Source organism: Lactobacillus sp. UCMA15818, assembly GCF_030400225.1.
Taxonomy (GTDB): Bacteria; Bacillota; Bacilli; order Lactobacillales; family Lactobacillaceae; genus Liquorilactobacillus.
Genome location: NZ_VJYB01000001.1, coordinates 359,913 through 372,362, shown reverse-complemented (window position 1 = coordinate 372,362; position 12,450 = coordinate 359,913). Strand labels below are relative to the sequence as shown.

The window sequence follows — 12,450 nt, the reverse complement described above, 5'->3', positions numbered from 1 at the left end:
TTTTGAGCACCTTAAGTTATATTTTAGTTATTCTCGTAGCTATCGAAGCGTTTTTTATAATGCTACTAGAGATGTTTGCAGTCCAAAGTAAGATGGCACAAAATGCATTCGGTTTGTCACCAGAATATTTAAGTCAAAAAGAGGCAAAAATTTCCATGGCTAATCAAGGTTTATATAATGGGTTCATTGGTGTAGGAATCTTCTTAGTATTATTTGTTTTTCCAAGTAATGCAGTTTTTTCTGGATTATTGCTTTTTATTGGCTTTGTTGTTGTTGCAGCGATATATGGCGCATTGACAGCAAATCCAAAAATTATTTTATCGCAAGGTTTACCAGCAATTTTGGCACTCTTGGCATTATTATTTACCTAGGATAGAGCTTTTTTGAGGGTTTGATTTGTGGAGTAAGCATATATATTAGTTAATAGAAGGACCGGATATGAGACTTGTTATGAAGTGCCTCATAATAGTTAGACAAAATGAGGTGTGCCCCTACTTTAGGGGTAGACCCCCAAAATCTGATTATTATGGGGTGCTTTTTCATTATATTTTTGTCAAGAATAATTTTCTAGCGTACTTAATAACATGGGGGGAGGACTTGTGGATAGACTTTATGAATTATGGATAGAGAATAAGAAATTATGTATTATAGTAATTTTCGTTTTTTTAGGATTAGGCAGTGTGTTTCTTGTATACATTTTAAAAAACGATTCATCACAAAATAATGAAACATTCAGCTTTTCAACAAATAGCAGTAAGGCGGTGATGACATCCGCATCAAATGTTACTGATAAGGAAAATTCGAAGAATACAGCAGCGATTTCTGTGGATATTAAAGGTGCAGTCAGATACCCAGACGTTTATGTTTTGAAAAATGGCGCACGTGTGAACGAGATTGTTAAAAAGGCTGGCGGAATGCTTGAAAATGCAGATAAAAATCAAGTGAATCTAGCACTGATTTTGCAAGATCAAATTGTTGTCTATATCCCTTTTGAAGGTGAGTTTTCTAATTCACTAACAACTACTGTACAAAGTAGTGGAGCAATCACGGCTGATACAAAGGTAACAAGTACTGCTCAGTCCACTAATGAGTCAGGAACAAGAAAATATGATATTAATCAGGTTACAAAGGAAGAATTGGAGACGATCCCAGGAATAGGAGATAAAAAAGCAGAACAGATTCTTGCTTATAGAACAGAACATGGAAAAATTAATCAACTTGATGAATTAAAGGATATCTCAGGCGTGGGAGATAAGACATTTGAAAAATTCCAGATGTATCTCGATGTATCGCCATAATATAACAGTATTGCCGAATAATAAGTTCTGATATATTATTATATTAAATAAATTATTGAAAGGTGAGAGTATGAAGAATAAGAGGATTCCCTGGAATCAATATTTTATGATGCAAGCAGTCTTATTATCTTTACGTAGTACTTGTGAAAGACTTTCAGTTGGAGCGATATTAGTACGTGATAAACGAGTCATTGCTGGTGGCTACAATGGTTCAGTTTCTGGCGACGAGCATTGTATTGACCATGGATGTTATTTAGTTGATGGGCATTGTGTTCGAACGATTCATGCAGAGATGAATGCAGTATTGCAGTGTGCTAAGTTTGGTGTTGCAACAGAGGGAGCAGAAGTCTACGTCACAGATTTTCCTTGTTTGCAGTGCACAAAAATGCTTTTGCAATCTGGAATAAAAAAGATATATTTTCTAAGAAATTATCATAATGATGAATATGCTTTGAAGTTGATGAAATTAAAAAATGTTGAGGTTGAGCAAGTTAAACTTGATGCGGCATATTTGCAAAAAGTAGCAACAGATTCTCTGTTTGAAAATATAAAGGAAATTGATTCATAAAAAATAATTTATTTCTTTTTGCAATAACTGCAGTGGTACTTTGTTTTTTTAAGTTTTCCTATAATTGGGTTGCCTTAATAATTTTAATCTTAATTTTGATTAGGATGATTGCTCTCAGAAGTATGCCAATTTTTACGGCATGGCTTGTTTTTGTGGTAGCTACATTAGTTGTGTTTTTTATGTGGCAAAAGGAAATGACTGCACGTTCAATAATTAATGAAACAGAAATAACGAGACAGCATCTAGTTGTTTATCCTGATGATTTACAGATTGATGGTGATTTGCTTAAGTTTTCAGCTTTTTGGATTGAAGGAAAACAAAAAGTTCAGTCTTTTTATATCTTCAAGACAGAGGATGAAAAAAAGCTGTTTCTCGATTACAACAAGACAAACGTTTTTTTATTTTCAGGAACAGTTAAGCAACCTGACAGTCCAACAAATGAAAATCAGTTTAACTATCAAGAATTCTTAAAGACAAAAAATATAGTGAATATAGTAAAGATAGCAGAACTTAATGAATTGGAAAAAAATCAGGCTAAATTTATTTGGGAACCTACAGTTTTAGCCCATATTCGTGACTTTCGCAAGTATCTACTGGATTACCTGGGACAAATAGCTCAACCACTTGCTGGGTACAGCCAATTACTGTTACTTGGGTATTATGATTCTGATTTTAGTAATCCAATTGAAATTATCAATAAGTTAGGGTTATTGTATCTTTTTAGCCTGTCAGGAATGCATGTTTTTTATATTATAGCAATACTCAGGTGGCTTTTTGCTAAATTATATATAACGGATGAGTTTTGTTCCTGGTTTTTGTTGATGGTATTACCACTATATGCTATTCTTGGTGGTCTTTCTGCGAGTTTATTACGCGCAGTAATGATGAGTTGGCTAATATTATTCATCCAGATTTTTTTCAAAAAAACAGTTTCAGGGATTGCCGTTGAATCGTTTGTTTTAATAATTAACTTGTATTGGTGCCCGTTGATTATTTTCTCAATGGGAGCCCAGTTGAGTTATTTATTAACCTTTATTTTAATTGTTAATCGAAAAGTTAATCCGATTCATTTAGGATTAAAATTAACGGCATATAGTATTCCAATCGTGTTATGGAACACTTATGAATGGAATTGGTTAACTACATTTTTATCAGTTGGAATGGTTCCTTTCTTTGAATGGATAGTGATGCCAGCAGTTGTTATTGGTGCCATAGCTCCCGTACTTGGAACTCTGTGTAATCAAGTTCTTATGGTTTTTACAAAAATATTATTTTCTTTAAGTTCTTGGCCGCTTACTTGGGATTATGGAAAACCACCATTATTTTTTGTAGTACTCTGGCTTGTTTTGTTGCTACTCTCAGAACGGAGAGAAAACTCGCGGAAAATATTGGTTTATCTGAGTATTTCATTTGTTTTTTGTGCTGTAATAATCAGATTTCCATTACAAGATCAGGTAGTTTATTTCGATATTGGTCAGGGTGATAGTACTTTAATTAGGGAACGCTTTAATAAGAGCATCACTTTAGTAGATACGGGTGGCAAAGTTACATTCAACAACAATGAAGAATGGAAGAAGCGGACATCTAAAACGATGGGTGAAACAATTATCGCAAATTATTTACTCAGTAAGGGCATCAGCAAAATTGATAATCTCTTTTTGACACACCAAGATACTGACCATGTAGGAAATTTTCCATCACTCACTCAGAAAATAAAGATTAATCGGTTGTTTGTGCCTGATGGGATGGACTCGTTAACTTCCTTCCAAACTCGTTTGGCAGACTCTACAATTGACATGAATAGAGTATATCCAATTTCGATTGTGAAAGCTGATCGGATTGGTATTTTTAAAATTCTGCATCCTTTTATTAGAGGTGAAGGAAAGAATGAAGATTCAATAGCTGTGAGTTTTAATTTAAAAAAGACATCATTTATTATAAGTGGGGACTTAGATCAAGATGGTGAAAAAGAAGTAATCAATCTTTTCAAAACACTACAAGCTGATATACTAAAAATAGGCCATCATGGTAGTAAGACGTCTACTGCAAAGGAATATGTGAATAAATTAAAGCCAAAATTTGCAGTAATTTCTGCGGGCCGTAATAATCGATATGGGCATCCTAATATAGAAACTTTAGCGACTTTGGATGAGTTTAAAGTACCATATGTTAATACCGCAAATGCTGGTATGATTCAGGTGATCCCCACGAAAAATAATGAAACAATAATTAAAACTTTTTTAAAGGAAAATGGTGAAATGAGATGAAGATTAGTGAACTGCTTACAAAGATAGCAGGGGATTTTTTTGACAATATCTATGTAGTTCTTGGGAAAGAGGCGTATGTTCAAGAAAAAGTTGTTAGAGCATTTATCGAATGTATTCCTGAAGAAGAAAGAGCGATGAATATTGGACAATATGATATGGAGGTTAATTTACTCACAGATGCATTAAGTGATGCACTTTCAGCTCCTTTTTTTGGAGAAAGGAAACTAATAATTATTAAGCGCCCAATTTTTTTAACTGCCGAGGGTAAAAAAACAAAGTTAGATCAGAACGTAGACGAATTATCAAATTATATTAAAAATCCTGAACCGCGAACAATAATGCTTTTTGTTGCACCTTATGAAAAACTCGATGAACGCAAGAAAATAACAAAACAGTTATTAAAGAATGCAACTTTGCTTGAGAGTGGATATTCTTCTGAAAAAGATACCGCGCGAGAAGTTAAAAATCTCCTTAGTAAGAATGGATATACAATTGAAGCAAAAGCTTATGATTTATTGAAAATAAGAACTGAGGGGAAATTATCATTAATTACGAATGAACTTTCTAAACTTTTTTTATTGGCTAATCAAACAAAAGTTATCAGTGAAGAAATGGTAGATAGAATGGTTGCTCAAACGCTAGAACAAAATATATTTGATTTGGGTGAGTTAGTGTTAAGTGATAAAATTGCAGTTGCAATTGAGATGTATGATGATTTAATTGAACAGCATGAGGAACCACTAAAAATTAATGCAATTTTGATTAGTCAGGTCAGATTACTCTTACAAGTTCAAATACTGCAACAACATGGGTATGCACAAGGAAATATTGCAAGTGCGTTGAAAGTACATCCGTACAGAGTTAAGCTGGCCTTACAAAATAGCAGAAAATATTCAAGAAAAACATTAAGTGAAAAATATTCAGGATTAGTAAAATTAGAAGAACAGATGAAGTCATCACAAAAGAATGCGGGTCAATTATTTCAGTTGTTTATGCTGGGATATTTTTCAAAAAAAAGGTAAAAAAAAACGCTTCTTCATTTCGAAGAGCGCTTTTTTATTATTTTGCTAAACGAGCTGTAAGACGAGACTTGTCACGTGCAGCCTTATTTGCTTTAATTAAACCTTTTGATTTAGCTTGGTCAACAGCTTTAACAGCTGCCTTATATAAATCTTCTACATTTTCAGAACCTGCTGTCTTAGCACTTTCGAACTTTTTAACAGCAGTACGCATTGAGCTCAATTGAGAAGAATTACGAGCGCCAGCTTTTTCATTAGTAACTACACGCTTAATAGCTGATTTGATAATTGGCAAAAATTTCACCTCCACATTAACATGATTCCATACCGGTATCATAAAATATTCAACATAGGCTATTATACAAGAGCTTTGTTCACAATGCAATAAAAAAGTGAAAAAGTGTCAAGCAAATTTCCTTGACTCATTCGATAGATTTTATAGTTGAAATTAATTTTTGAAATGTGTATACTGTTTATTAGTGCTTAGCACAGACCCTAGACTCAGAGTAGCGATGCTCACCAACGTTATTCCGGGATAGTGGTATCTTAAATTATGGAAGGTGGGAAACAACATGGCAGTCTCAAAAGAAAAGAAAACAGAGATTATGCAAAAATATGCTCGTCACGAAGGCGACACAGGTTCTGCTGAAGTTCAAATTGCCGTTTTAACATTTGATATCAACGAACTTAATGATCATATTCGTTCACATAAAAAAGATTATGCATCACAGCGTGGATTGATGAAGAAAATCGGTCATCGTCGTAACTTGTTAGCATACTTACGTGCAAATGATGTTCAACGTTACCGTGAATTAATCAAGAGCTTAGGCTTGCGTCGTTAATTCATGAATTGAGGCTGGGTCAAAAGTTAAATTTTGACCCGGTTTTTTTTATATAAAAAAGACAAAACTATTAACGGTAAATAGCAATTAAATGATAAAATGATGAAAAATAAAATACAAGTATGTTCTTTAAAAACGCAATTTTTACGTTAAATATGTTATAATTGTGTTTCAATAAGAAAAAAAGAAGGTTTTTCGTATGGACGGATATAATGTTGCTGTTGTGGGTGCAACAGGTGCTGTAGGCACTCGAATGATTCAAATGCTGGAAGAATCAAAGTTACCAATTGCTAGTGTTAAATATTTGGCTTCAAAACGGTCAGCAGGAAAAGTCTTAAAATTTAAGGATGAGGATGTAGTTGTTGAAGAACTTGTTCCCGATTCTTTTAATAATATAAACTTAGCTCTTTTTTCTGCAGGTGGTGGAGTGTCGAAAAAATTTGCACCTGAAGCGGTAAAACGCGGAGCAGTTGTTGTTGATAATACGAGCGCCTTTCGGATGGAAGACGGAGTGCCATTGGTTGTACCAGAAGTTAATGAAAAAGCCCTTTATGGGCACAAGGGAATAATTGCAAATCCTAATTGTTCCACAATTCAGATGGTTGTGGCTTTGGAACCATTGCGGAAAGTTTACGGGCTCAAGAAAGTGATTGTTACGACTCTACAAGCTGTTTCTGGAGCTGGTAATCGTGCAATTCAAGAGCTACATGATGAAACACAAGCAATTCTTAACGGTGAAGAATATGAACCACAGATATTGCCAGTGTCAGGTGCCAAGAAACATTATCAAATTGCTTTCAATCCACTTGCACAGATTGATGTTTTTGAAGATGACGGTTATTCTCATGAAGAATGGAAGATGATTCATGAGACAAAGAAGATTATGTCAGATCAAAACTTGCAAGTAACCGCAACTTGTGTGCGTGTTCCAGTTGCCGTTGCCCATTCAGAATCAGTGTGGTTCGAACTAGAAAAAGGCGGGGCTGACGTGGCAAAATTGCAATCTATTTTAAAGATTGCACCAGGGGTTGTCCTTGAAGATGATCCCCAAAATCAGATTTATCCGCAAGCTGTTAATGCTGAGGGCAAAAAGGATACATTTGTTGGAAGAATCAGGGCTGACAAGGAACAAGCCAATTCTTTCCATTTATACTGTGTTTCTGATAACTTATTAAAGGGAGCTGCATGGAATTCTGTACAAATAGCAGAGCGGCTTCATGCACTTGATTTGATGCGCGTTCCAGACTAAGTAGGGGTTGAAATAATGAAATTTGATAATGCTGAAATTATAACAGCAATGGTCACACCTTTTGATGAGGATGGGCAGGTAAGTTACGAACGACTTGAGAAGCTGATTAATCATTTGTTGAGTTCAGGGACAAAGGGAGTTCTTGTTTCAGGGACAACTGGCGAAGCGCCTACATTGACCAAGTCTGAAAAAATTGAATTGATCAAGAAAACGGTAGAGTTTGTTGATGGGAGAGTTCCTGTAATTGCCGGCACGGGGTCCAACAATACTGCGCAGACAATAGAGTTTACAAATGAAGTTGCTAAAATTAATGGTGTTGATGCAGCATTGGTAGTGGTTCCTTACTATAACAAGCCTGATCAAAGAGGGATGATTGCTCATTTTACAGTGATTGCTAACGCAAGCCTGTTACCAATAATCATCTACAATATTCCTGGTAGAACAGGTGTTACTATGAAAGTAGAAACAATTGCGACCTTAGCAAAAGTTAAAAATATTATTGGGATTAAGGATTGTACTGGAAGTGTTAATTTGAGTCGAATTGTGGCAGAAACACCTGATGACTTTTTGACATATACGGGTGAGGATGCGGATGCATTGGTAGCTAAGACTGTTGGTGCTAATGGTGTTATTTCTGTTGCTGCTCATATTTACGGTAGCGAGATTGAAGAAATGTATGCACTAGTAGAACAAGGAAAGTATAAGGAAGCCGGTGCGATAATGCGCGCATTAACTCCTAAAATGGCAGCTGTTTTTAGTGCACCATCACCAAGCCCTGTGAAGGCAATTCTCAATTATAAGGGTCTCAATGTAGGTGGTTGCAGACTTCCAATTTTAGAATTACCTGAAGAGCGGCTTAAGCAGTTAATAAAAATATTAAATATTTAAAAGAGAGGTGAAAGCATGAGTGATATAAAAATCATTCCACTTGGTGGTGTACGTGAAAATGCGAAAAATATGTACGCTGTTGAAGTGGGTGATGAGATATTTATTTTGGATTGTGGATTGAAGTATCCTGAGAACGGGTTGTTGGGAATTGATACTGTTATTCCTGATTTTAGTTTTTTGCGAGCAAATGCAAGTAAAATCGTTGGTGTTTTTTTGACACATGGACATGCCGATGCGATTGGAGCTTTACCATATTTCTTGAGTGAGTTTGATGTACCTGTTTTTGGAACTGAATTAACGATTGAGTTGGCAAAAATTACGGTACATGATGAGGAAAAAACAAGGAAGTTTGATGATTTTCATATTGTTAATGATCAGACTGAAATTGATTTTGAGAATGCAACGGTCTCCTTTTTTAAGACCACACATTCTATACCAGAATCTTGTGGGATAGTTGTAAAAACAGCAAAGGGGAGTATCGTATACACTGGTGACTTTAAGTTTGATCAAACCGCAACGAATGGTTATCGTACGGATTTTGGAAGGCTTGCTGATATTGGCAAAAATGGTGTCTTGGCATTGTTAAGTGATTCTGCAAATGCCGAAAATCCCAAAGCACCAGTTGCAGAGTATGAAATTTTTGAATTTATTAGTGAAAATTTTGAGTACCGTAAAGGCAGAATTGTAGTTGCTTGTGTTGCTTCAAACATAATGCGAGTACAACAGGTTTTTGATGCAGCTGCACAGAATAATCGTAAAATTATTTTGACTGGGCACGATGCAGAAGAGATAATCAATACTGCTTTGAGGTTGGAAAAATTACATCTTCCAAATGATGAATTATTGGTACCACTGGCTGATATTGGGAAAATTCCAGATGAAAATCTGGTAATTCTTGAAACTGGTCGTTCTGGTGAACCGTTAAAATCATTACAAAAAATGGCTTTAGGGAAGCATAAAAATGTTTCACTGAAAGAAGGAGATTTGGTTTTCATAACAACGACACCTTCACATGCCATGGAGACTGCAGTTGCTAAAACTAGAGATATGATTTATCGGGCGGGAGCAGATGTTAAAGCCATTTCAGACGAATTAAATTCATCTGGTCATGCAAGTCGCAATGATTTGCAATTGATGATGAATCTGCTTAAGCCAAAATATGTTATTCCTGTACAAGGCGAGTATCGTTTATTAGCTGCCAACAGTAGGTGTGCGCAAGAAATTGGTATTTCAAAAGACGAGATTTTCATTACATCTAAGGGTGATGTTATTGAATATGATCATGACAAGTTGTTACTAGCTAGTTCAGTTGAGGTTGGTGACACTTTGATTGACGGTAGCGGTGTTGGTGACATAGGAAATATCGTTTTACGTGATCGCAAGATTCTCTCGGAAGATGGGGTCTTTGTTGCTGTGGTGACAATTGATAGAAAAAAGAAAAAGATCGTTGATAGTCCACAGATTACATCACGAGGATTTGTTTATGTTAAAACAAGTCGTGATTTAATTTTGGAGAGTGCTAGTATTGTTACCGAGGTTGTGCAAAAGAATTTGGATAACAAGGAATTTGATTGGGGCCATTTAAAACAAGATGTTCGTGATCAGCTTAATCGTTTCTTGTATGAACATACAAAGCGACATCCTGTGATTTTACCGGTAATCATGGAAATCAATCAGCACAGACATTTTTCGAAAAAGAAATAGATGTTGTAGCAAGAAAATAGGAGAAGGCTGTGCCAGAATACAAGTTTGGGTCAGCCTTTTTTATTTGTTCTGTCTTTCATGGAATATCTTTATCCAGAATCAATGAAATTTGGGGCTGGGTCAAAAGTTAAATTTTGGTCTAGCTTCTCTATATTATTATGAATAAACGTATTTCATAAGTCAAAATTCTTACTATGTTCATAATTTCTAGTTGGTACTCAAATTTCCCGAATTATGGCACACTCTCGTTTATTTAAAAAAATCATCGGTGAGTGAAACTTTTTGTATCCTTCCTTGTTTTAGGAGGTAATTAATATGAATGATAAAGAATATCAAAGAGTTTTCTCTAAGGGAGTGGAATTCTTAGAGAATAAAAATTATAAAAAAGCTCAGAAACTATTGGCTGAGTGTTATTTGGAGAAAAAAAATTTTAGAACAAACTTTTTTTTATTTCAAGCATGTTATGGACAAGGCGACTTTAAAGAAGCAAGGCGACTGGGTAAGGAATATTTGACAGAATATTTGTCTGATAATAAAAAACTTGATCTTTTAATTTTAGCAGGAATGATGGCTGAAGATGTCATTGGAACTTACAAATTGTACTCGCATTTTAGGAAATATATGAATACTACTGAAAAAAAACATTTTTTTGAATTGATAAAAGATGAAGAAAGCAAAATTGATGTGAAAAGGACATTGGAGCTCAAAAAGTCTTTGCTTTATTGTGGGTCATTCCCACGTATGCGTCAGCGAAGAGTATTACAAGATAGTTACAGTTTACCTCTAGCTGACTTTAGGGAGGTAGCACCCAAAATATTATGTGATAAAAATGTTCATCAGTTTATCAAAATAAGTATACTGGATGATTTGAGACAAGTTGAGGACAGCCGGGAAGCTCCATATCTCTTCGTTGATGATAAATTATATCAAATTAAACCTAGCGAGCTTCATGTGTTTGAGGAAACAAAATTATTCAGTGCTCTGAAATATCAAATAATTTCTGAGCAAAATGATAATAATGATTTGCTCAGATGGAACGAAATTAAGTTGAAATTGAGCTTATTATATCCATTTGAAGAAAAATTTATTGGTAATTTCAGAAAAGTAAAAGAATTGCTGATGCTAGAGAATATGCAGAACTATAGTGATGCAGATCAAAACTTGGCACGAAAGCTTGAAAAATTATTAGTAGAATGGAGTGGCTAACAAATTAAATGTAGATGAAACAATCTTATTTTTGAATAGCTATTTACAAATCACACGGGTATCTATATAATAGCTTAAGAATTCTTCTTTGCAGGATACTAAAAATGTTGGTATTTTTGTTTGGAAGTAGTATAATAAAACTTAAAGGATTATCAGCAAACTAATATTTGTTGCGGATTTTTCTTGCAAAACTACAGGAGGTTCGTATTAATGGCAAAAGAACATTACGAAAGAACAAAACCCCATGTAAACATCGGTACAATTGGACACGTTGATCATGGGAAAACAACTTTAACTGCTGCAATTTCAAAGGTTTTGGCTGACAAGGGTTTGGCTGAACAACAGGATTTTGCAACAATCGATGCAGCTCCAGAAGAGCGTGAACGTGGTATTACAATCAATACTGCTCACATCGAATACGAGACAGAAAAGCGTCATTACGCTCATATTGATGCTCCAGGACATGCTGATTACGTTAAGAACATGATTACTGGTGCTGCTCAAATGGATGGTGCTATCCTTGTTGTTGCTGCAACAGATGGTCCTATGCCACAAACACGTGAACATATCTTGCTTGCACGCCAGGTTGGTGTTGAATATCTTGTTGTTTTCTTGAACAAGTGTGACTTGGTTGACGATGAAGAATTGTTAGACTTAGTTGAGATGGAAGTTCGCGAATTATTGAGCGAATATGATTTTCCTGGTGATGATATTCCTGTTGTCCGTGGTTCAGCTCTTAAAGCACTTGAAGGCGATGCAGATGCCGTTGCTAAGATTGAAGAATTGATGGATATAGTTGATGAATATATTCCAACTCCAGTTCGTGCTACAGACAAGCCATTCTTGATGCCTGTTGAAGATGTATTCACGATTACAGGTCGTGGTACTGTTGCTTCTGGTCGTATTGATCGTGGTGTTGTCAAAGTTGGTGACGAAGTTGAAATCGTTGGATTGAGAGATGCACCATTAAAGACAACAATTACTGGTCTTGAAATGTTCCGTAAAACTCTTGATGAAGGCCAAGCCGGAGACAATGTTGGTGCATTGCTTCGTGGTGTTAACCGTGAGCAAGTTGAACGTGGGCAAGTTCTTGCTGCTCCTGGATCAATTAAGACTCATAAAAAGTTCAAGGGTGAAGTTTATATCTTGAGTAAAGAAGAAGGCGGACGTCATACTCCATTCTTCTCAAATTATCGTCCTCAATTTTACTTCCATACAACTGATGTTACAGGTGTTATTGAATTACCAGAAGGTGTAGAGATGGTTATGCCTGGTGATAATGTTACATTTACAGTTGAATTGATTGCTCCAGTTGCTATCGAAAAAGGTCTTAAATTCACAGTTCGTGAAGGTGGCCGTACTGTTGGTGCTGGTGTTGTTTCAGAGATTGACGATTAATTTTTATGAAA

General features: G+C 35.4%; 12 protein-coding genes. 11 read left to right on the top strand and 1 reads right to left on the bottom strand.

Annotated elements, in window-relative coordinates; all coding sequences use genetic code 11:
* Positions 1-2: 2 nt before the first annotated feature.
* From FFX44_RS01810 to holA, 5 genes are all read left to right on the top strand, one after another.
* Positions 3-371, top strand: a complete 369-nt coding sequence (locus FFX44_RS01810) for a DUF1304 domain-containing protein (RefSeq protein WP_289977304.1) — start codon at positions 3-5, stop codon at positions 369-371.
* Between the two features lie 228 nt (positions 372-599).
* Positions 600-1,298: a ComEA family DNA-binding protein gene (locus FFX44_RS01805; protein ID WP_289977303.1), complete on the top strand. Its 699-nt coding sequence runs from the start codon at positions 600-602 to the stop codon at positions 1,296-1,298.
* 70 nt (positions 1,299-1,368) lie between these two features.
* Entirely contained in the window at positions 1,369-1,866 is a 498-nt protein-coding gene (locus FFX44_RS01800) for a ComE operon protein 2 (RefSeq protein ID WP_289977302.1), read from the top strand.
* Positions 1,867-1,988: 122 nt separating this feature from the next.
* On the top strand, positions 1,989-4,133 hold the full coding sequence (locus tag FFX44_RS01795) for a DNA internalization-related competence protein ComEC/Rec2 (RefSeq protein WP_289977301.1): 2,145 nt from the start codon (positions 1,989-1,991) through the stop codon (positions 4,131-4,133).
* A complete protein-coding gene (gene holA, locus FFX44_RS01790; protein ID WP_289977299.1) occupies positions 4,130-5,155 on the top strand; it encodes a DNA polymerase III subunit delta in 1,026 nt (341 codons plus the stop codon). Before FFX44_RS01795 ends, holA begins: the two co-directional genes overlap by 4 nt.
* 37 nt (positions 5,156-5,192) lie before the next feature.
* On the opposite strand, the gene rpsT is transcribed toward holA, so the two are convergent.
* A complete protein-coding gene (rpsT, locus tag FFX44_RS01785) occupies positions 5,193-5,447 on the bottom strand; it encodes a 30S ribosomal protein S20 (RefSeq protein WP_289977297.1) in 255 nt (84 codons plus the stop codon).
* 277 nt (positions 5,448-5,724) lie between these two features.
* On the opposite strand from rpsT, the gene rpsO reads away from it, so the two are divergent.
* The 6 genes from rpsO to tuf all read left to right on the top strand — a co-directional run bounded on the left by rpsO (position 5,725) and on the right by tuf (position 12,439).
* The gene (gene rpsO / locus FFX44_RS01780; RefSeq protein WP_289977296.1) at positions 5,725-5,994 is read left to right on the top strand and encodes a 30S ribosomal protein S15; all 270 of its coding nucleotides are present in this window, start codon (positions 5,725-5,727) and stop codon (positions 5,992-5,994) included.
* Positions 5,995-6,193: 199 nt separating this feature from the next.
* Complete coding sequence (locus FFX44_RS01775) at positions 6,194-7,243, top strand: aspartate-semialdehyde dehydrogenase (protein WP_289977294.1); 1,050 nt, start codon at positions 6,194-6,196, stop codon at positions 7,241-7,243.
* A gap of 15 nt (positions 7,244-7,258) precedes the next feature.
* On the top strand, positions 7,259-8,131 hold the full coding sequence (dapA, locus tag FFX44_RS01770; protein ID WP_289977292.1) for a 4-hydroxy-tetrahydrodipicolinate synthase: 873 nt from the start codon (positions 7,259-7,261) through the stop codon (positions 8,129-8,131).
* Positions 8,132-8,146: 15 nt separating this feature from the next.
* Positions 8,147-9,835: a ribonuclease J gene (locus FFX44_RS01765; RefSeq protein ID WP_289977291.1), complete on the top strand. Its 1,689-nt coding sequence runs from the start codon at positions 8,147-8,149 to the stop codon at positions 9,833-9,835.
* 315 nt (positions 9,836-10,150) lie between these two features.
* The gene (locus tag FFX44_RS01760) at positions 10,151-11,041 is read left to right on the top strand and encodes a hypothetical protein (RefSeq protein WP_289977290.1); all 891 of its coding nucleotides are present in this window, start codon (positions 10,151-10,153) and stop codon (positions 11,039-11,041) included.
* Positions 11,042-11,251: 210 nt separating this feature from the next.
* A complete protein-coding gene (tuf, locus tag FFX44_RS01755) occupies positions 11,252-12,439 on the top strand; it encodes an elongation factor Tu (RefSeq protein ID WP_289977289.1) in 1,188 nt (395 codons plus the stop codon).
* The last annotated feature ends 11 nt before the right edge of the window (positions 12,440-12,450 follow it).